This window comes from Pseudomonas sp. (assembly GCF_030683065.1).
Classification (GTDB): Bacteria; Pseudomonadota; Gammaproteobacteria; order Pseudomonadales; family Pseudomonadaceae; genus Aquipseudomonas.
Genome location: NZ_JAUXMX010000061.1, coordinates 88,200 through 107,469, shown reverse-complemented (window position 1 = coordinate 107,469; position 19,270 = coordinate 88,200). Strand labels below are relative to the sequence as shown.

General features: G+C 59.7%; 17 protein-coding genes. 6 read left to right on the top strand and 11 right to left on the bottom strand.

Annotated elements, in window-relative coordinates:
- Positions 1-100: 100 nt before the first annotated feature.
- The gene (locus tag Q8K09_RS19090; RefSeq protein WP_305256567.1) at positions 101-1,123 is read left to right on the top strand and encodes a patatin-like phospholipase family protein; all 1,023 of its coding nucleotides are present in this window, start codon (positions 101-103) and stop codon (positions 1,121-1,123) included.
- Here Q8K09_RS19090 and Q8K09_RS19085 read toward each other — a convergent pair.
- The 10 genes from Q8K09_RS19085 to Q8K09_RS19040 form a co-directional block, all read right to left on the bottom strand.
- A complete protein-coding gene (locus Q8K09_RS19085) occupies positions 1,120-2,193 on the bottom strand; it encodes an AI-2E family transporter (RefSeq protein ID WP_305256566.1) in 1,074 nt (357 codons plus the stop codon). The two genes, Q8K09_RS19090 and Q8K09_RS19085, sit on opposite strands and share 4 nt — an antisense overlap.
- Positions 2,194-2,305: 112 nt before the next feature.
- Positions 2,306-3,109 (bottom strand): DUF4892 domain-containing protein, encoded by an 804-nt coding sequence (locus Q8K09_RS19080; RefSeq protein ID WP_305256565.1) that lies wholly within the window; start codon positions 3,107-3,109, stop codon positions 2,306-2,308.
- An 8-nt stretch (positions 3,110-3,117) separates the two neighbouring features.
- On the bottom strand, positions 3,118-3,780 hold the full coding sequence (locus Q8K09_RS19075; protein WP_305256564.1) for a glutathione S-transferase family protein: 663 nt from the start codon (positions 3,778-3,780) through the stop codon (positions 3,118-3,120).
- Positions 3,781-3,830: 50 nt separating this feature from the next.
- Positions 3,831-4,694 carry an alpha/beta fold hydrolase gene (locus tag Q8K09_RS19070; RefSeq protein WP_305256563.1) on the bottom strand — a complete coding sequence of 288 codons (864 nt, stop codon included), beginning with the start codon at positions 4,692-4,694 and terminating at the stop codon, positions 3,831-3,833.
- Positions 4,691-5,497 carry an alpha/beta fold hydrolase gene (locus tag Q8K09_RS19065; protein WP_305256562.1) on the bottom strand — a complete coding sequence of 269 codons (807 nt, stop codon included), beginning with the start codon at positions 5,495-5,497 and terminating at the stop codon, positions 4,691-4,693. Before Q8K09_RS19065 ends, Q8K09_RS19070 begins: the two co-directional genes overlap by 4 nt.
- A 147-nt stretch (positions 5,498-5,644) precedes the next feature.
- Positions 5,645-6,091: a hotdog fold thioesterase gene (locus tag Q8K09_RS19060; protein WP_305256561.1), complete on the bottom strand. Its 447-nt coding sequence runs from the start codon at positions 6,089-6,091 to the stop codon at positions 5,645-5,647.
- Positions 6,092-6,375: 284 nt separating this feature from the next.
- Positions 6,376-8,043 (bottom strand): AMP-binding protein, encoded by a 1,668-nt coding sequence (locus tag Q8K09_RS19055; RefSeq protein WP_305256560.1) that lies wholly within the window; start codon positions 8,041-8,043, stop codon positions 6,376-6,378.
- Positions 8,044-8,157: 114 nt separating this feature from the next.
- On the bottom strand, positions 8,158-8,622 hold the full coding sequence (gene sixA / locus Q8K09_RS19050) for a phosphohistidine phosphatase SixA (RefSeq protein WP_305256559.1): 465 nt from the start codon (positions 8,620-8,622) through the stop codon (positions 8,158-8,160).
- 10 nt (positions 8,623-8,632) lie between these two features.
- The gene (locus Q8K09_RS19045) at positions 8,633-8,980 is read right to left on the bottom strand and encodes a DUF4389 domain-containing protein (protein WP_305256558.1); all 348 of its coding nucleotides are present in this window, start codon (positions 8,978-8,980) and stop codon (positions 8,633-8,635) included.
- A 25-nt stretch (positions 8,981-9,005) separates the two neighbouring features.
- Positions 9,006-10,028: an NAD(P)H-dependent glycerol-3-phosphate dehydrogenase gene (locus Q8K09_RS19040; protein ID WP_305256557.1), complete on the bottom strand. Its 1,023-nt coding sequence runs from the start codon at positions 10,026-10,028 to the stop codon at positions 9,006-9,008.
- Positions 10,029-10,270: 242 nt separating this feature from the next.
- On the opposite strand from Q8K09_RS19040, the gene Q8K09_RS19035 reads away from it, so the two are divergent.
- The 5 genes from Q8K09_RS19035 (at position 10,271) to fabB (ending at position 17,419) form a co-directional block, all read left to right on the top strand.
- Positions 10,271-12,358 carry a TonB-dependent siderophore receptor gene (locus Q8K09_RS19035; RefSeq protein ID WP_305256623.1) on the top strand — a complete coding sequence of 696 codons (2,088 nt, stop codon included), beginning with the start codon at positions 10,271-10,273 and terminating at the stop codon, positions 12,356-12,358.
- 46 nt (positions 12,359-12,404) lie between these two features.
- Positions 12,405-13,286 (top strand): ABC transporter substrate-binding protein, encoded by an 882-nt coding sequence (locus Q8K09_RS19030; protein ID WP_305256556.1) that lies wholly within the window; start codon positions 12,405-12,407, stop codon positions 13,284-13,286.
- Positions 13,283-15,190, top strand: coding sequence for an ATP-binding protein (locus tag Q8K09_RS19025; RefSeq protein WP_305256555.1), 1,908 nt, complete (start codon positions 13,283-13,285; stop codon positions 15,188-15,190). Before Q8K09_RS19030 ends, Q8K09_RS19025 begins: the two co-directional genes overlap by 4 nt.
- 481 nt (positions 15,191-15,671) lie before the next feature.
- A complete protein-coding gene (gene fabA, locus Q8K09_RS19020; RefSeq protein WP_305256554.1) occupies positions 15,672-16,187 on the top strand; it encodes a 3-hydroxyacyl-[acyl-carrier-protein] dehydratase FabA in 516 nt (171 codons plus the stop codon).
- An 11-nt stretch (positions 16,188-16,198) separates the two neighbouring features.
- Positions 16,199-17,419, top strand: a complete 1,221-nt coding sequence (fabB, locus tag Q8K09_RS19015) for a beta-ketoacyl-ACP synthase I (RefSeq protein WP_305256553.1) — start codon at positions 16,199-16,201, stop codon at positions 17,417-17,419.
- A gap of 361 nt (positions 17,420-17,780) precedes the next feature.
- Here the strand turns inward: fabB and icd are convergent, their stop codons facing one another.
- Complete coding sequence (gene icd / locus Q8K09_RS19010; protein ID WP_305256552.1) at positions 17,781-19,037, bottom strand: NADP-dependent isocitrate dehydrogenase; 1,257 nt, start codon at positions 19,035-19,037, stop codon at positions 17,781-17,783.
- Between the last annotated feature and the right edge of the window lie 233 nt (positions 19,038-19,270).

Below are 19,270 nucleotides of genomic sequence, written 5' to 3'. Positions count from 1 at the left end.
ATATCGTCGACAGGCGGCGGCATTCTAGCAAATACGGCCTTGGCGCTTCTGATCCGCGCGCGGTATGTTGATAAAACAATGCCTTACGGAGATTGAGAAGATGACTAAGCGAGTAGCTTTGGTCCTGGGCTCCGGCGGTGCACGGGGTTATGCGCATATCGGCGTGATCGAGGAACTGGAAGCTCGCGGCTATGAGATCGCCTGCATTGCCGGTTGCTCCATGGGCGCGGTGGTAGGCGGCATTTATGCCGCAGGCAAATTGAACGAGTACCGCGACTGGACCCAGAGCCTGGACTATCTGGATGTGCTGCGCCTGCTCGATGTGAGTTTCAGGCTGGGCGCCATCCGCGGCGAAAAAGTGTTTGGCAAGATCCGCGAGATCGTCGGTGAGATCAATATCGAGGACCTGTCGATTCCCTTCACCGCAGTTGCCACCGACCTGACCAACCAGCAAGAAATCTGGTTTCAGGAAGGCTGCCTGCACCAAGCCATGCGCGCGTCGGCGGCAATTCCCAGCCTGTTTACCCCGGTAATTCAGGGCAAACGCATGCTGGTCGACGGCGGCCTGCTCAATCCGTTGCCAATTGTGCCGGTGGTGTCCAGCCACTGCGACTTGATTATCGCGGTCAACCTCAACTCGACCAATCAGCAGCATTACCAGCTACCCGTGATCGACCGCCCCCCAGCATTAAAGAGTCGGTTCGACCTACTGATGAACTCACTCGGCTCGCGGCTGCCCTCGTTTCGCCGCAAGAACGGCGAGGATGACGAACTGCTGCTGATTGACGAGCCCGTACGCGAGCAGATCAACCCATGGCTGGAAAAAGCCGCAGCGCCTGCGCGCCCGGATGCGCCAAGTGCAGGCGCCACCAAGTCCGCCAGTGGCTCCCGGGTTGCCGACCTGAGCGGACCGGCCTCCTTGCTGGAGCTAATCAACCAAAGCTTCGAGGTCATGCAGACCTCGCTGTCACAGTACAAGATCGCCGGCTACCCGCCGGATATTCTGATCAACGTGCCGAGACGTGCCTGTCGCTTCTTCGAGTTCTACAAGGCGCCGGAGCTGATCATGCTCGGCCGGCAGATCGCCCGCGACAGCCTCGACAGTTACGAGAAGGAACACTAGTCCGGTGACGACTTGGCCGGTGGTTGCTCGGTTGCCGGCACCTTGTGCGCCACCCAATCGCCGAGCAGGCTGTAGGCCACAGCAAGCAAGGTAGGCCCTAGGAACAGGCCCATGAAGCCAAAGGCCAGAATCCCGCCGAACACCCCGAGCAGCACCACCACCAACGGCAGGTTGCCACCGCGACTGATCAGGTAAGGCTTGAGGATGTTGTCAACGCCACTGATGACGAACATGCCCCAAACCCCGAGGAAAATGGCTAAACCATAGTCGCCCTGGGTAAACAGCCAGAGCGTCGCGGGAATCCAGACCATAGGCGGGCCCACAGGGATCAGGCTGAGCACAAAAGTAAGCATGCCGAGGATCAGCGCGCCCGGTACGCCGGCGATATAGAAGCCGATCAGTGCCAACAGCGCCTGCGCTGCTGCCGTACCGATGACGCCATTGACTACCCGCTGCACGGTACCGGCAACCAGTTCCAGATAATGCTCGGCGCGCTCGCCGATCAGGCGTTCGAGCAGGCTATGGGCGAACTCAGCCAGACGTGGTCCATCGCGGTAGAAAAAGAACACCAGCACCAGGCTCAGGGCCAACTCCAGCACCCCACCGCCAATTTGCGCACTACGCGCCAGCAACCAGTTGCCGACCTGACCGAGATAAGGCTTGAGCGTAGCGAAGAACGCCGCACCCTGCTGGTCAATGGTCTGCCAGAACCCCAGCAGGCTTTCGCCCACCAGCGGGACATGCACCAACCAGGCCGGTGCCGGCGGTAGGCCTGAGACCTGGTAATCCTTGAATAGCGCCGTAGCATCGCCGACGTGCTCGGCCAAGTTGAACCCGAGCATCACCAACGGTATGGCCACCAGGCCAATCCAGCCCAGCGTCAGCAGCGCCGCCGCAGCAGTTTGCCGACCATTAAGCAAACGGGTCAGGCCGCGCATCAGCGGCCAACTGGCAAAGGACAACACCGCAGCCCAGAACAGCGCCGAGCCAAACGGCGCGAGCACCCACAGGCTCGCACTGAGTAGACCGAGGAGCAGAATCTGCACCAGCAAACGGTCGTTATCGAACATCAGAACAACTCCGCGAGTAAGAAACGACACTGGGCCCTGTACCTAAGGTGCAGAGCCCAGTGAGCCATCGGTGGTAGCGGCATCGCGCCTTCAAGGCCCGCGTGCCAGGCGCTCAGCGTAGAACGTTGATGCGCAAACCTTCAACCGAGGTATCGCCCAATTCCAGCCGTGCGGCCCTTACCCGCTGCTCGACCAGCGCCTGACGCCAGGCTTCTGCCTGAGGGCCGGAAAGGCTGACACGCAAGGTACTGTTAAGGTTCAGACTACGCGCCAGCAATGTCGCCCAGACGTCGCTAGGTTCCTCGTGCTTGGGCAGGCGCAACTCGCCCCCATCATTCAGCTGGCGCAGCAAGGTGGCGGGCGTTGGCAGCACTTCCGCCAGCGGTGCATTGGCGGCTAGCAGCTCGGCATGCAAGTAAGCGCGTTTATTACCCCGCGTGATGCTGTAGAGCGCCAGCAAACTGTCTTGCCGCGGCTCGGCCAAACGCATCAACACATAAGCCTGCTGATCATCGGAGCCATACAGAATGCGATTATCGAACACCGCATTGGCCCACAGGCTACTTGATCCGCACTCGCGCCCCTGGCACCAGTAAAGCAACTCGGCGTCCTGAGCCTGCAAGGCTTCGCGGGCAGCTGTGAAAACTTCATTGGCCGAGTGGGTGCGCGGTAATTCATACGTCAGCGTGGTCAGCAGCCCCTCCGTTTGCACCTCGCGCTCATAGCGCAAGCGACCACTGATGCGGCGAATCGCGCCCTGCGGGTAGACCCTTTCCTGCTCCGCGGCCTCGCTAAAACTTACTATCTGGCTACCGGGAAAACGCGGTAACACCTCAAGATCACGGCTGCCAGCAACATCAGCGGCTACAACCGTTGCACTTGCCAATACCCCACCCAACAGACTGAACCAACGCATATGAGCCCTCATTGGATAAGCATCGACTGGGCGGCTTTCACCACACTGTCGTCAAGCACTTCGCGACGCGGCACGAGCATGCCGCGCTGCACCGCCGGGCGACTCTCGAGTGCCGCGACCCAGCGTTGCAAGTTCTCCAGGCCATCAACAGAGACACCCGACCAGTCATGGATGTGTACCCAAGGGTACGTGGCTATATCTGCGATGCTGTAGTCGCCCGCCAGGTACTCGGCTTCACCCAGACGTCGGTCCATTACCTCGTAAAGGCGCCGGGTTTCACGCTGGTAGCGGTCGATCGGGCCTTGCAACTTCTCGGGAAAATAACGGAAGAACACATTGGCCTGACCCTGCATCGGGCCAACACCGCCCATCTGGAACATCAGCCACTGCAACACCTGTGAACGGCCCTTAGGGTCCTGCGGCAGCAGTTGCCCGGTCAGTTCGGCAAGGTAGATCAGGATGGCGCCAGACTCGAATACCGCGAAATCGTCGTTATCACGGTCGACGATGGCCGGGATCCGACCATTGGGATTGATCTTGAGGAACGCCGGAGTCTTCTGCTCTTTACGCTCAAAACTCAGCGCATGCAGACTATAAGGCAGCTGCAACTCCTCAAGCGCGATGGACGCCTTGTGGCCATTTGGGGTCGCTGCGGTGTAAAGATCGATCATGCGATTCTCCATTGCAATCGGCCACACCTTCCCCAGTTGGCTTTGGCAAGTCAAGACGAGCGTAAGAAAGGATTGAAACAGTCTGCTACGAGCTGTGCGCCAGCCTCGTCATCCAGATGCAAATGATGCCCGCCCGGTAGATGCGTCAGATCGATCGACAAGCCACTCACCAGCTGGGCAAAATCCGGCTGCTGGTGAAGCATGCCCTGCTCCGCCAACACCAGGCTAACCGGGCATTCCAGGCGCTGGACAAAAGCCATGGCGTGGGCACGAGTAAGACGCAGCGGCGATGGCAACGTCAGGCGGCTATCGGTGCGCCAGGTGAAGCCGCCAGGCACTGGCATCAGCCCGCGCTGGGCCAGCAGCTCGGCCGCCTCGCGACTGACTGCAATGTTGCCGCGCATGCGCGCCTGGACCGCACGCTCGAACTCGGCGTACACCGGTTTGCGCTTGCCATCCAGCGCCATCTGCGCCTTGAGTGCTTCGGCCAGCTTCTGCGGCGCGCTGTCGGCCTCACCGGTGAAGGGAATCAAGCCGTCGATCAACGCCAGGCGCTCGACGCGCTCAGGCAGCGCACCGGCCAACAACACCGAGACAATGGCACCCATGGAGTGACCGAGCAGGGAGAAACGCTGCCAGCCGAACTGTTCGGCCACCTGCAAGACATCATGTACGTAGTCCCAGATCGCGTAGCTGGCTCCCAGAGGACGGTGATCGGAGTGGCCATGCCCGGCAAAATCCACAGCGACGATGCGCAGGCCCTGCAACTTGGGCGCCAGCCGGGCGAAACTCGCGGCGTTATCCAGCCAGCCGTGCAAGGCAATAACTGGCTGCCCATCCTGGGGGCCATACAGGTGGGCCGCCAGTTCGATGTGCGGCAAGCGTAGACGGACTTCCTCAAACGGCAGGCTCATGCAGATACCTCAACAGATTGACCGGACCAGCGTTTGAACAGCGAGCGCAGCAGCTCGGCAGTGTCCTGAGGCCGTTCCAGGGGAAACATGTGCCCGCCGGGCAGGGTCAGGTATTCACCCTTGGCCATGCGCCGAATCAGGCGTGCATGATGCGGCAGCACGACCCGGCTTTGACGACCGCGAATCATGGCAAGCGGTACCTGCAACTGTTGCGGGCGACCCGGGCTGATATGCGGCACGCTGCGGTAGATACTGATTTCAGTGGCTGCATCGAAACGCAGGCGCAGCTTCTGTCCACTGCCGTGCAGGCCATGCTGCAGATAGGCATCCAGGCATTCCGGATCGAAGCGCCGAAACAGGCTCTTGGCCGCGAAATAGCTGCGCGCCTCGATCAAGTCAGCGAACTCTTCACGTCGGCCCAGGGTGCGTCCGGCCGGAGTGATACGGTCGATAAAACCAAAGCGCTTGGCGGCGCGAATCACGATGCGGTCGGCCAGGGTCAATACCGGCGAGTCGAGCATCACCACCCCGCGATACAACTCCGGACGCTGCAGCGCCGCATGGTAATGCAGCACACCGCCAAGCGAGTGACCGACGCCCCATACCGGCTCATCGCGTTGTTCAAGGTGATGCACCAGCTCATCAACCAGGTTGCCCCAGTTGTCATTCACCGGAAAGCGCGGGTCGTGAGCGTGTTGCGGCAAATGCAGCACCCCGTACTCGGGAGCCAGCGCGGCGAACAACTTGCCGTAGGTGGCCGAGGGAAAGCCATTGGCATGAGCGAAAAACACGGGCTGAGTCATGGCGGCAGCTTTAGCGAAATTATCCGGGGATTGTCCGGCAGCAACGCCAGCACGGCAATGACGAATCGGCCAATGAATGACGGCACTATGGCCAAACCCAAGGGGAGCCACGCCAGCGCGCCCAGTCGGGCCTGCCGCGGCGCAGCTTTAGCGTTGCGCCGGGCCGTTTTCACTCAGAGGCACAATGGCCATGGTCAGCCGTGAGATGCAGCTGACTTTGCCATCTTCGCCGCTCAGGCGAATATCCCAGACATGCGTGGTACGCCCCAGATGCACGGCGCGCGCCACCGCAGTAACCCGCCCACTGCGCAGACCGCGCAGGTGATTGGCGTTGATCTCCAGACCGACGCAGTAAAACCGACTGCTATCGATGCACAGATAACTGGCGGTGGAGCCGAGGGTTTCCGCCAGCACTACTGATGCGCCGCCGTGTAGCAGGCCGTAGGGCTGATGAGTGCGCGGATCGACCACCATGCTGGCACTCATTGAGTCGTTATCGAAGGACTCGAAACGAATGTCCAACTGCTCGCCGATGGTATTGCTCAAGGTCGCGTTAAGCTGTTCGATATCCGGAATCTGGCGCCACAGGCTCATGGGAAATCCTTCTTTCGGTTTAAGAAAGGCTATGTACCAATAGCCTGTTGCGTTCAGCTTCGCCGCTGAGCGTGAGAGGGCCTGAGGCCGTAGGGTGCGCCGTGCGCACCAGCAATTTGCCGTCTGAGTTGGTGCGCACAGCGCACCCTACACATTGCGGCCTTTGCAATTGCAAGTAGCGCTGTACTCCTCCAAGCACCGAGACAACGCTTAACTGGTACATAGCCTTAAGAAAGGCGGCGAGTGTCGCGTCACGGGTCAACTGACGTGACACTCGCCACTGGTTACTCGTGCCACAGCACCGTTTCGTGGCGCTCGACCCAGTCGGCGAAGTGCGGCCCGTAGACGCCCTCAACTACCGTGCGTTTGATCTTCAGGGTCGGGGTGAGAAAGCCGTTGTCCACCGCCCAGACTTCCTTGACCAAGACCAGGCGCTGCAACCGCTCGTGCTTGTCGAGATCCAGGTTGACCTGTTCAAGCAGCCTCTTCAGGCTGTTTTCCAAGTCGCCACGGGAGCCGCGGACGACTTCCAGCCGACCGACCTCGGAAAGCACGCACAAGGCCATAGGCTGGGCCATGCCATCGCCAACCACGCACACCTGCTCGATACGCGGGTGCACGGCCAGACGGTTTTCAATCGGCGCCGGGGCAACATATTTACCCTTGCTGGTCTTGAAAATTTCCTTGATCCGCCCGGTCAGGCGCAAATTGCCTTCGGCGTCCTGCTCGCCCTTATCGCCGGTACGCAAGAAGCCGTCGGCGGTGATAGTTTCCGCAGTTTTCTGCGGGTCCTTGTAATAGCCCTGCATGGTCGCGCCGCTGCGCACCTGCACCTCACCATCCTCGGCGATGCGCACCTCCACGCCGGGGCTGTTCTGACCAATCCAGCCTTGTTTGAACTTCCCTGGCCGACCAACATGGGAATAGCCACAGTTCTCGGTCATGCCGTAGACCTCAAGCACATCCAGACCCAGGCGCTTGTACCAGCTGAGTAGCGCTTCGGGGACGGGCGCGGCGCCAGACAGCGCATAGCGCACCGCGTCCAGGCCAAGGCCGGCAAGCACCTTCCTGCCAACCAGACGCCCGATCAGCGGCAGCTTGAGCAAGAAGTCGAGCCTTGCCGCCGGCATCTTGCTGTAAACCCCCATCTGGAACTTGGTCCAGATCCGCGGCACCCCGAATATCACCGTCGGCCGGGCACGCTTGAGATCCTCGAGAAAGGTCTCCAGGCTTTCGGCAAAGAATACCGTTTGCCCAGCGTAGATCGATGCCATCTCGACGAACATCCGCTCGGCCACATGACACAGCGGCAGGTAAGACAGCACCCGATCATCTTCACCGACGCCGAACAGCTCGGTCGCATGGCTGGCGGCAAACCCGAGGTTGCTGAAATTGTGCATCACCCCTTTCGGCGTGCCGGTAGTGCCGGAGGTATAAATGATAGTGGCCAACTGATCGGCCGCAGGCATGGGGTTGTCCTGAATCGGCGTACACGCTTGCAAATCGTCCCAAACGTAACTGAACTGCCCTGCCGGGCGTAGCGGCAAGCCGATAGTTGGCAGATCAGCAGGCACCCCTGGCGCCATGTTCGGCCAGTCGTCCAGCTTGCCGATGAACACCAGCGCTGCCTCGGAATGCTCGAGTACCTGGCGCACCGACTCGGCGGTCAGGTTCGGGTACAGCGGCACCGAGACATGCCCGGCCATCCAGATCGCCAGGTCGGCAATGATCCAGTGCGCACAGTTTTTGGAGATGATCGCAATGCGGCTACCGGGCGACAGTTCCCGGGCGCGCAACCAGTTAGCACCGCGGCGAGCTTGCTCACCGACATCGGCCCAGCTCAATGCCTCCAGCTGTCCGCCAGGTAACGGCTGCACCATATAGGGCTTATTCGGGTGCTGGGTTTCACGTTGGTAAAACATTTGCAGCGGCAAGCGGATAGCATCGACCACAGGGCATTCTCCTTTGTTGTTTTTGTGGAGCCAACCAAGCAATTGCTTGGTTGGACTATTCCACGCACAAAGGCAGGCTGCAAGTGAAGAAATGTTTCGCTGTGTAGTTCATCTTCAGCCGTGCTGCGGATGCACCAAGGCCAGTAATTCCATCAAGCCGGCGGCCAGCACCTCACCCTCCAGCTCGGCGAGGCTGGCGGTGTGCATTGGCACGGCCTGCTGACGATGACCATGGATCAGCAGGCCGGCCAATGCACCGACCAGCGGCTGATGGGTCACCAACAAGAGCTCGCCTTGAGGGTACTGATCGAGCTGGCGCAGGGCTTCGCGAGGATCACTGTCGGGCGTAAGCCAGGGCACTGTATCGACCCTCCCCGTGAAACCCAGGGCGCTGCACACCAACGCGGCGGTTTGTTGTGCCCGCACATAAGGGCTGACCAGGATCGCACCAAGCACGCGCCCCTCCAGCTGCACCGCTGCCTGGCGAACCTCCTGACGACCGCGCGAGGTCAAGGCGCGCTCGGCATCGCTGCGCGCCTGAACTTCGGCCTCGCCGTGGCGCAGTAACCACAACCTCACTGACTAACCCTCACAATTTCGGCTCTTCGTCTCGCACCGGATGCGGAGCCGGCGGCACACTGTGCGGCGCTTGCCCTTGGGGGGCTTGCGGCGTCGGCCAGTCGGCAAATGGCCATGGTTTTTCTTCGCTATTGAAGGTGCCGAACCGGCCAATCTGCGCCAGGTACTGGCTCAAGCTGTCACCAAATCCGAGCAAGCTGGCACTTGGCGCACCATAAAAGAGCCGGTAGCCCAACTGCAGCAAGACCACGGCACCGAGTACCAGCTCAGCCAACTGCCAGACAATCAGAAACACGACCATCCAGAGAATCCGCAGCAGAATGGACTCGCGTTCCAGCTCTTTGGGCTCTTCGCTCATGAAAATCTCCTTGCTAAGTGGCGGGTCAGAAACCCGTGGTGGGGATGAAATCGACGTCAGTCTTGGGCTCGGCAAGCATCAGCGCCTCAATCACCTGATTCAACGTGCGGCCCTCGAACAGGATGGCATGCAATCCCGCGACCAGCGGCATGTATATCTGCAATTCCTCAGCCTTGGCCTTGAGTACCTTGATGGTATTCACCCCCTCCGCCACCTCGCCCAAACGCTCCACTGCGTCCTCCAGAGTCAAGCCCTCGCCCAAGGCGAAACCAACCTGATAGTTCCGGCTTTTGGCTGACGAGCAGGTGACAATCAGGTCACCCACCCCGGCCAGGCCGAGGAAGGTCATCGGATTAGCACCCAACTGCACGGCAAAGCGGGTCATTTCCGCCAACGCACGGGTGATCAGCATGCTGCGAGTGTTCTCGCCCATGCCCATGGCTGAGGCCATGCCGGCGATGATTGCGTAGACATTCTTCAGTGCGCCGCCCAGTTCGACACCGAAGCGGTCGCCACTGGCATACACACGAAAAGTCCGGCCATGCAGGGCTTCTTGAACCCGCAGGCACAGCTCTTCATCCTCGCTGGCGATCACCGAAGCAGTCAGCGCGTGTTCGGCGACTTCTCGGGCCAGATTCGGCCCGGACAATACGCCGATACGTGCCTGCGGGACGATCTCCTCAAGAACCTGACTCATCAGCTTGAAACCATTCGCCTCGATGCCTTTAGTGGTGCTGACCAGCAACTTGCCACTGAGTTGCTCGGCCACCGGCTGCAGCGCCTGACGCAAGGCACTGGAAGGCAGGGCGACAAATACCAGTAGACACGCACTCAAGGTGGCAGCCAGATCAGTCAGCGGCTCGACACCGGGGTGGATTTTCACCCCTTTGAGGTAGCGCGGGTTTTCGCGGGTAGCAAGGATCGCTTCAACCTGATCCGGGTCGCGCATCCAATGCAATACATGCTGACCATTCTCCGCCAGCAGGTTCGCAATTGCGGTACCAAAGCTACCGCCACCAAGGACGGCTATGGGTTGCTGCTCAGTCATAAAGTATCCGTTTTGGGCCATGCACAATGGCAGTCTGCGTGCATTATACGGCCCGAGGTGGCGGCGGCCAGCTTTTAGCTGGGACCCGCGCCTTGCGCACACTGGCAGAAATACACTCAAGCGTGCCTGCACCGACTGAAAAAACCTTACAGCTCGGTTAACATGCCGCCCCCCACCTCGAACAAGGCCGCAGCGTGGCTAACAACACCCGTGCCTCACTCCCCCTGGCGCTGCTGGCATTAATGGCCACCGGCGAAGTGCTGGGCAATGACCTGTTCGACAACCACCACGCCATGCCAGAAATACTGACTGCTACGCGCCTGAAGCAGTCGCCAGCGGCGGTTCCGGGCAGCGTCACGGTGCTCGACAGCGCCTTGATCAAAGCCAGTGGCGCACGCAGCATTCCGGAGCTGTTGCGCCTGGTGCCCGGCATGCAAGTGGTGCCACAAAGCGGGAACCTGAGTACCGTCAATTACCATGGGAGCAGCGCCAACCAGGCCCGGCGCCTGCAAGTGCTGGTGGATGGCCGTTCGGTATATCGCGCAGGTTTCGCCCAGGTCGACTGGGGCGACATCCCCGTGGCCATCGAAGACATCGACCGCATCGAGGTATTCCGCGGCCCGAACACCGTCAGCTACGGCGCCAACGCGCTGATGGCCGTGATCAACATTCTCACCCGCGCGCCACGCGACAGCCATGGCACACGCCTGAAACACACACGCGGCCAACGCGGCATCGACGACTGGTATGCCAGCCATGGGCTGGGCTGGGATAACGGTGACATGCGCCTGTCACTCTCGGGTCTACACGATGATGGTTTTGACCATGACGGCGAAAACAACAACTTTCGCGACAGCAAACGCCTCAATCGACTCAACCTGAGCATCAGCCAGGAACTCGGCGCGACCCAGTCAATAGACTGGCAATTAGCGCTCAAGGAAGGCACTAACCAGGTCGACAATCGCTACGAATCCATCTTCCCGATCGCCGCGCAGCCCTGGGAGCAGGCCAGCGACTCTGACGTACGCGCCCGTGACTTTGCCACCAGCCTGCGCTGGAACCTCGACCTCAACCCTGCGCACAGTCTTTACGTACAGACCAACCTGCAGCAATGGGAGCGCCTGCGCCAATGGCGGGCTTGCGAGGGTCAGCTGGCTTTCAGCCCAGGCTTGCGTGATCTTTGGAGCCGCAACCCCGGCTATGTACTGGCGACCGCAGACGCAATCAAGAAAAACCTACCGCTCCCCGGTACAGACGCACAAAAGGCTGAGATAGCGGCAATTCTTGCGCAGTCCCCTTCAGCGCTTAACCCGACGGGGTTTAACCACGCCTGCGGCCTGATCAACGAAGACGCTCGCGAAAACCGCTTCGATCTGGAAATCCAGGACACCTTCAGCATCTCCGATGACCTGCGCCTGGTCAGCGGACTAAGCTACCGCCACGACCGCGCCGAATCCGAGACCTACCTTAATGGCGAACTCAAACGAGACACCTGGAGCTTGTTCAGTCAGTTCGAATGGCGCGTTGACCAACACTGGCTGCTACAAGGCGGCGCGATGCTCGAGGACGCCAGCACGCAAAACCCCTCGCTGTCACCACGCCTGGCGCTCAACTACCTGATCACCCCCGCCCACGGCCTGCGTGCGGTGTATTCCGAAGCGGTGCGCACGCCGGATATGTTCGAGAACCATGCACACTGGCAATACCGTGTGCGCGACCTGCGCCCGGCGGCGCTCGGCCAAAGCGAGGCCTACTATTTCGCCAAGGCGTCAGGCCCTGGCAACCTTGAGCAGGAGGTCATGCGCTCGCGCGAAGTCGGTTACAACGGTCATTTCAGCAACATCGGACTAACCCTCGACGTCAAACTGTTTTATGACGAAATCGACAACATGATCAGCGAACCACTCAAGGTTTATCAATTCGCACCTACCAACAACAATCACCTGCGCTTGAAAGGTGCCGAGAGCGAGTTGAACTGGCAACTGGGCATACGCGACCGCCTGCGCCTCGGCTACGCCTACATTGATTACGACGCCAGCCACCGCATCGATCGGCGCCTTACGCCACGCAACAGCGGCTCGGCCGGCTGGTTGCGCGACTGGGGCCAGGGTTGGTCGAGCGCATTGTTCTATTACGGCGCCGACCAACTCAATCAATACCGTTTCGAACGATTGGATTTGCGTGTGGCCAAACGCATTGCCATTGGCAGCGCAGCCTTGGAACTGGCTGGGGTGATGCAACAACGCCTCGACGATGAACCGCTGAGCTGGCAAGAAAACAACTACGACGAACGAAACCTGCTGTATTTCAGCGCGGAGCTAGAGTTTTAGGATGCAATACCCCCTCTCACGGATGAGTTCCAAGCGGTCTTTATGGATGCGCCACTGGCTTCTGGTTTGCTGCCTGCTATGCAGTGGCCCGCTGCGGGCGGCCGAGATCCTCATAAGCGGCGCTGATGACAACCCGTCCATCCGCGCGTTCAGCGCCGCGCTGGCGGATATGCGCCCCCACGATCGGGTGCAGTTCCGGCCGCTGGCAGAATTGCCAAATCCCGAGCAAATCCCCGACGACACGCGCCTGATCCTGCTCGACCTGCAAGCTCTCGAATGGCGCCTGAGCACACCCGCAGGCCCGCCGACCCTAATCCTGCGAATCAGTCGAGTAGATGCCCAAGAGCGCCTCGGCAATCACCGCCCGGCACAGCTCAGCCTGCTCTGGAGCGATCCGGCACCCACCCGCCAACTGCGCCTGACGCGCTTGCTCTTGCCCCAAGCGCAACGGATCGGCGTGCTCTACGATCAGCACAGCCAGTTCCTGCTCGACGAACTGCGCCATGCCGCCGCGCCTCTAGGGCTCAAGATCGTCGAACAGGCCTGGCCGGATAATCGTGACAACCGGCCCTTGCTGGCCCTGCTGCAAAGCAGCGACCTGTTGTACGGTGTGAACGATGACGACCTGTTCAACCCACGTACAGCCAAAAATCTGCTGCTTACCAGCTACGCCCAACAGCGCGCGCTCATCGGCCCCAGCGCCAGCTTCGTCCGCGCCGGCAGCCTGGCAAGCATTTACAGCGACCAGCAAGACTGGCTGAACAGCCTCGAACAACTGCTCGATCAGCCCCCGCAGAGCTGGCCGCGCAGCGCTTACCCTGCCTATTTCAAGGTACTTGGCAACCGTCAGGTGGCCCGTGCATTAGCCATTCAACTGGCCGATGACGTCAGCCTGGCGCAACAAGTGGCTGAAGGAGAAACCCCATGAAGCTGAGCCGCGGCTGGGATATCCATACCCGCACGCAGTTGATCAGTGTCGGTCCGGCGCTATTGATGACCCTGCTGCTGACCGGTTTTTTCACCTTTGTGCGCTTACAGGATCTGCGCCAAGAGCTTGACCACACCGGCCAGCTGATTGCTAGCCAGCTGGCTCCGGCAACCGAATACGGTGTCATTTCTGGCAACCTGGAAGTGCTCGACGCTCTGTTGCAGGCCACCCTGAAGACACCACACGTGCGCTTCCTCGAAGTGCGTGACCACGCCGACAATATCCTGGTGTATGTCGAACGACCCAACAGCAATGGGCAAGGCAACACGCAGGTGGATCTCTTCCACGCGCCCATTCGCCTGCAGCGAATCACGCTGGATAGCGACTTTCTGCAGCCCCGGGTTACTGATCCGATACAAGCAGTCGAACAAGATCTCGGTCGCGTAGTGGTCGGCATGTCTAATGACGCCTTCAACACCCGCCAACAGGAAATCCTTTTTAAAGCTGCAGCACTGGCGCTACTGGCTCTGTTCCTGACTTTCATCCTGGCACGCCGCCTGGCAAGACAGCTGTCACGCCCACTCAGCGCGATGAGCACTGCAGTCACAGCGATTCAGGGCGGCGATTACAGCACCACCCTGCCCGAAATCGAAGATGGTGAACTGGGCGTCCTGGCTCAACACATCAACAACCTGGCCAATGGCCTGAATCACGCCAGCCGCGAGCAAGAGCAGGCCATTGCGCTGCTGATCAAGGCACGCGAGGAGTCGGAGCAGGCCAACAGTGCAAAATCCGACTTCCTGGCCATGATGAGCCACGAACTGCGCACCCCCATGAATGGGGTGCTGGGCATGCTGCAACTGCTGGAAACTACTCAAATGACCCAGGAGCAGGCGGAATATGCGGCGCTGGCGGCCGAATCCACCGAACACCTGCTGAAAGTCATCAATGACATTCTCGACTTCTCACGTATCGAGCGCGGCGCCCTGGAGCTGGAGTGCATCCCTTTCAACGTGCTGGAGCTGCTGCAGACTTGTGTACATATGTTTCAGCACAGCGCCCAACAACGCGGCCTGGAGCTGCAACTGAACACCCCGGGCGGCCTGGAATCGCTTGAAGTACAAGGCGACCCAACCCGTATTCGACAGATTCTGGTCAACCTGATTGGTAATGCGCTGAAGTTCACTGAAACAGGGAGCATCCGCGTAGATATCTGCTGGAAAGCGCTGGACAACCACGTGATGTGGCTCACTTGCTCGGTGCATGACACGGGCATCGGCGTATCAGCCGAACGCCTGGAGCACATGTTCGATGCCTTTCAGCAAGCGGATACCTCGATCTCCCGGCGCTATGGCGGCACAGGCCTGGGCCTGCCGATTGCCCGCACCCTGGCCGAACGCATGGGCGGCACCTTGCGCGCCATAAGCCAGGAGCAGCAGGGCTCGGTATTCACCCTGGAGATACCCTTGCCCTTCTCGCGCCAGTTGCGGCATGCAAGCCTGGGCATCGCCAATAAAGTCGACCAGGGGCAAGGACAAGTGGTGCTACTGGTCGAAGACAACCCAGTTAACCAAACCGTGATCGAAGCCATGCTACGCAGCCTCGGGTACCAGGTTCGCCTGGCCTGCGACGGCGCGCAGGCAGTGCAAAGTGTCGAGCGCGAGCACTTTGCCGCCATCCTGATGGATTGCCGCTTGCCGATCCTTGATGGTTATGACGCCACCCGGCGCATCCGACTCCTCGACGGCCGGGCAGACATACCGATCATTGCCCTCACCGCCAATGCCTTGCAAGGCGACCGCGAAACCTGCCTGGATGCAGGCATGAATGACTACCTGGCCAAACCCTTCAAGCGCGCCGATCTGCAACGGATACTACTTAACTGGCTGCCACCTGGCCCCTAAACCAGCTGCCCAGACAGCTAACAGGCCGTTAAAAAATGTAGCGCTCGATGGCGAGGCAAGACGCAGGCGGCCGAGGAAGCGGACTGGACTGCCTAGTAGTTGAGCGCACGTGCTGTACATGAACATTACTCGTGTCACTCGGCCTTCGGGGCGCGCTAGTTAATTGACTCGCTTCGCTCGCCACGGGCCAACCGTTGATTTCACAGCATGCCGCAGCGCTGCACATCAACATAGCCACATAGCCGAGCGCAGTTGTTTTTCAACGGTCTGTTAAAGTGTTCAGGCTTGACGTACATGGGCTTACCAACACGCCCCTCTGTGGCAAGATGTCGGGGATGAAATAGCGCTGTACTCAGCGCGCTGTGACTTTCACCACAACGCAACAGTCTATGACTAGGCTATCGGTAGACGCACAATAGCGGCGTGACCGGCCAGGACGATCCACCCAGCCTTGGCGCATGGGATATTTTGAGGAGCTCGCATGACCAAACAAAACGCCTTCACCCGGGATGATCTGTTGCGCTGCAGCCGCGGCGAACTGTTCGGCCCAGGTAATGCGCAACTGCCCGCGCCGAACATGCTGATGATCGACCGCATCACTCACATCAGCGATACCGGCGGCAAGTACGGCAAGGGCGAAATAGTCGCCGAGCTCGATATAACCCCGGACCTGTGGTTCTTCGCCTGCCATTTCGAAGGTGATCCGGTAATGCCTGGTTGCCTGGGCCTCGACGCCATGTGGCAGCTGGTTGGCTTTCACCTCGGCTGGCAGGGCAATCCCGGCCGCGGTCGCGCCCTGGGCTCGGGTGAAGTGAAGTTCTTTGGTCAGGTCCTGCCGACCGCCAAGAAGGTTACCTATAACATTCATATCAAGCGCACCATCGCCCGCTCCTTGGTCCTGGCTATCGCCGACGGCAGCGTGAGTGTCGATGGCCGCGAGATCTACAGTGCCGAAGGCCTGCGTGTCGGCCTGTTCACATCTACCGACAGTTTTTAAAGGATTCCCCCATGCGTCGCGTCGTGATTACCGGTCTGGGCATCGTCTCCTGCCTGGGCAATGATAAAGAAACCGTCTCCGCCAATCTTCGCGCTGGCCGGGCAGGTATCCGTTTCAATCCGGAATACGCCGAGATGGGCCTGCGTAGCCAGGTGTCCGGCTCTATTGATCTGAAACTCGAAGAACTGATCGACCGCAAAGTCTTTCGCTTCATGGGCGATGCAGCAGCTTTCGCCTACCTGTCCATGGAACAGGCTATCAAGGACTCCGGGCTCAGCGCTGAAGACGTTTCCAACCCGCGCGTCGGCTTGATTGCCGGTTCCGGCGGCGCTTCCACGTTCAACCAAATGGAAGCACTGGATATCATGCGCGAGAAGGGCGTCAAGCGTGTCGGCCCTTACCGTGTACCACGCACCATGGGCAGCACCGTATCCGCATGCCTGGCAACGCCGTTCAAGATCAAGGGCGTCAACTACTCCATCTCGTCTGCCTGCGCCACCAGTGCTCATTGCATCGGCAGCGCCATGGAGCAGATCCAGATGGGCAAGCAGGACATGGTGTTTGCCGGCGGCGGCGAAGAAGAACACTGGACCCAGAGCTTCCTGTTCGACGCCATGGGCGCCCTCTCCACTCAGTACAACGACACCCCGGAAAAAGCCTCGCGCGCCTACGACGCCAAGCGTGACGGGTTCGTCATCGCCGGCGGCGGCGGCATGGTAGTGGTTGAAGAGCTGGAGCATGCACTCAAGCGCGGCGCCAAGATCTACGCGGAAATCGTCGGTTACGGCGCCACTTCCGACGGCTACGACATGGTTGCTCCGAGCGGCGAAGGTGCCGTGCGCTGCATGCAGCAAGCGCTGGCTACCGTCGATACACCGATTGATTACCTGAACACCCACGGCACCTCGACTCCGGTCGGCGACGTCGCAGAAAGCCGCGCAGTACGTGAAGTATTCGGCGCCAAGGCTCCGGCCATCAGCTCGACCAAGAGCCTGACCGGTCACTCCCTGGGCGCCGCTGGCGTGCAGGAAGCGATCTACTGCATGTTGATGATGGAAGGCAACTTCATTGCCGGCTCGATCAATATCGACGAAATAGACCCTGAAATCGCCGACCTGCCGATCCAGCGCAGCACCGTCGAAAACGCCAAGATCGACACCGTAATGAGCAACAGCTTCGGCTTTGGTGGCACCAACGCCACCTTGGTGCTTAAACGCTGGGCCGGTAAGTAAGGCTGGGCAACAGCGACAAGGTGCATGGATGCACCCACCGAGGCATAGGGTGCGGCCTTAACAGGCCGCCTCCCAACCAAACAACCCCACATGCATCGCCTCACTGGGCAATCCGAAAGATTGCAGCCAGAAGAAATGCAGGTGCAGCTTTTGCGCGCAGCGCTCAAGCAGGCCACCTCGGCACTGGGCCACACGCCACTGCGCGGTTGCATGCCCACCCAGACCGCTAAGCGGGCTCCCTCACACACTTGCGCTTCGCTTTAGTCAGCGACGCTGCTCAGCGGTGCGCGCGTCTTCTTGCGTCAGGATTGACACAAAAAAGGCCAGTCAATTGACTGGCCTTTTGCTAACACAGAACAGCTTACATATGAGCGATCATGGCGTCGCCAAACTGCGAGCAGGACAACAGCTGCGCGCCATCCATCAGACGCTCAAAGTCATAGGTCACTGTCTTGGCCGAGATAGCACCGTTGGTGCCTTTGATGATCAGGTCTGCCGCTTCGAGCCAACCCATGTGCCGCAACATCATTTCAGCTGACAGAATCAGCGAACCCGGATTTACCTGATCCTTGCCGGCGTACTTCGGCGCGGTGCCGTGAGTCGCTTCGAACATGGCAATGCTGTCGGACAGGTTGGCGCCAGGCGCAATCCCGATACCACCCACTTCGGCTGCCAGGGCATCGGACAGGTAATCACCATTCAGGTTGAGCGTGGCGATCACATCGTACTCAGCCGGGCGCAGCAGGATCTGCTGGAGCATGGCATCGGCGATGGCGTCCTTGACGATCACGTTCTTGCCGGTTCTCGGATTCTTGAACTGCATCCAGGGACCGCCGTCGAGCAGGGTTGCGGCAAACTCTTCAGCAGCAATCTCGTACGCCCACTCCTTGAAGGCACCTTCAGTGAACTTCATGATGTTGCCTTTATGCACAATGGTCAGCGAGTCGCGATCATTATCGACCACATACTGCAGCGCCTTGCGCACCAGTCGACGGGTACCTTCTCGGGAAACCGGCTTGATACCGATACCGCAGTTTTCGTCGAAGCGGATCTTGGTGACGCCCATTTCCTCTTTGAGGAACTTGATGACTTTATCAGCCTCCGGCGAACCGGCTTTCCACTCAATGCCGGCATAAATATCTTCGGAGTTTTCCCGGAAGATCGTCATATCGACGTCGCCAGGCTTTTTCACTGGGCTCGGTACGCCCTCGAACCAGCGCACTGGGCGCAGGCAAACATAGAGGTCCAGTTGCTGGCGCAGAGCCACGTTGAGGGAGCGAATACCACCACCAACCGGAGTGGTGAGCGGCCCCTTGATCGATACGACATAGTCTTTGACAGCGTCCAGGGTTTCCTGAGGAAGCCAGGTGTCCTGGTCATACACTTGAGTGGCTTTCTCGCCCGCATAAACCTCCATCCAGGAGATTTTGCGCTTGCCGCCGTAGGCTTTTTCGACGGCTGCATCGACCACCTTGATCATCACAGGGCTAATATCGATGCCAATGCCGTCGCCCTCGATATAAGGAATGATCGGGTTGTGCGGTACGTTAAGCGACATATCTGCATTGACGGTGATTTTGTCACCGGTTGCTGGCACCTGGATCTTTTGGTATCCCATGCTTGACTCCGCTTTGTGGTTAGAAATCGTATCTCTCCCGAGCGTAACCCACTTGATTCAGGCGAGACAGCTGTTCCTTTGTCTATAGGTAGAAGGTCATTCTTCAGTACCTTAGTGCAATGGTATACTTGTAGCCGTGACTAACGAGTCATAAGGGCTTGCCTGTTTTGAACGAGGCAGCAGGCCCTTGAAACGGTTGAGTTGCTACCGCGTCTCGACCGTTAAACTGCTCA

Coding starts and splice junctions, on each gene's coding strand:
- Q8K09_RS19090 (WP_305256567.1), top strand. CDS start 101: ATGACTAAGCGAGTAGCTTTGGTCCTGGGCTCCGGCGGTGCACGGGGT.
- Q8K09_RS19085 (WP_305256566.1), bottom strand. CDS start 2,193: ATGTTCGATAACGACCGTTTGCTGGTGCAGATTCTGCTCCTCGGTCTA.
- Q8K09_RS19080 (WP_305256565.1), bottom strand. CDS start 3,109: ATGCGTTGGTTCAGTCTGTTGGGTGGGGTATTGGCAAGTGCAACGGTT.
- Q8K09_RS19075 (WP_305256564.1), bottom strand. CDS start 3,780: ATGATCGATCTTTACACCGCAGCGACCCCAAATGGCCACAAGGCGTCC.
- Q8K09_RS19070 (WP_305256563.1), bottom strand. CDS start 4,694: ATGAGCCTGCCGTTTGAGGAAGTCCGTCTACGCTTGCCGCACATCGAA.
- Q8K09_RS19065 (WP_305256562.1), bottom strand. CDS start 5,497: ATGACTCAGCCCGTGTTTTTCGCTCATGCCAATGGCTTTCCCTCGGCC.
- Q8K09_RS19060 (WP_305256561.1), bottom strand. CDS start 6,091: ATGAGCCTGTGGCGCCAGATTCCGGATATCGAACAGCTTAACGCGACC.
- Q8K09_RS19045 (WP_305256558.1), bottom strand. CDS start 8,980: ATGAGCGAAGAGCCCAAAGAGCTGGAACGCGAGTCCATTCTGCTGCGG.
- Q8K09_RS19040 (WP_305256557.1), bottom strand. CDS start 10,028: ATGACTGAGCAGCAACCCATAGCCGTCCTTGGTGGCGGTAGCTTTGGT.
- Q8K09_RS19035 (WP_305256623.1), top strand. CDS start 10,271: ATGGCCACCGGCGAAGTGCTGGGCAATGACCTGTTCGACAACCACCAC.
- Q8K09_RS19030 (WP_305256556.1), top strand. CDS start 12,405: ATGCGCCACTGGCTTCTGGTTTGCTGCCTGCTATGCAGTGGCCCGCTG.
- Q8K09_RS19025 (WP_305256555.1), top strand. CDS start 13,283: ATGAAGCTGAGCCGCGGCTGGGATATCCATACCCGCACGCAGTTGATC.
- fabA (WP_305256554.1), top strand. CDS start 15,672: ATGACCAAACAAAACGCCTTCACCCGGGATGATCTGTTGCGCTGCAGC.
- fabB (WP_305256553.1), top strand. CDS start 16,199: ATGCGTCGCGTCGTGATTACCGGTCTGGGCATCGTCTCCTGCCTGGGC.
- icd (WP_305256552.1), bottom strand. CDS start 19,037: ATGGGATACCAAAAGATCCAGGTGCCAGCAACCGGTGACAAAATCACC.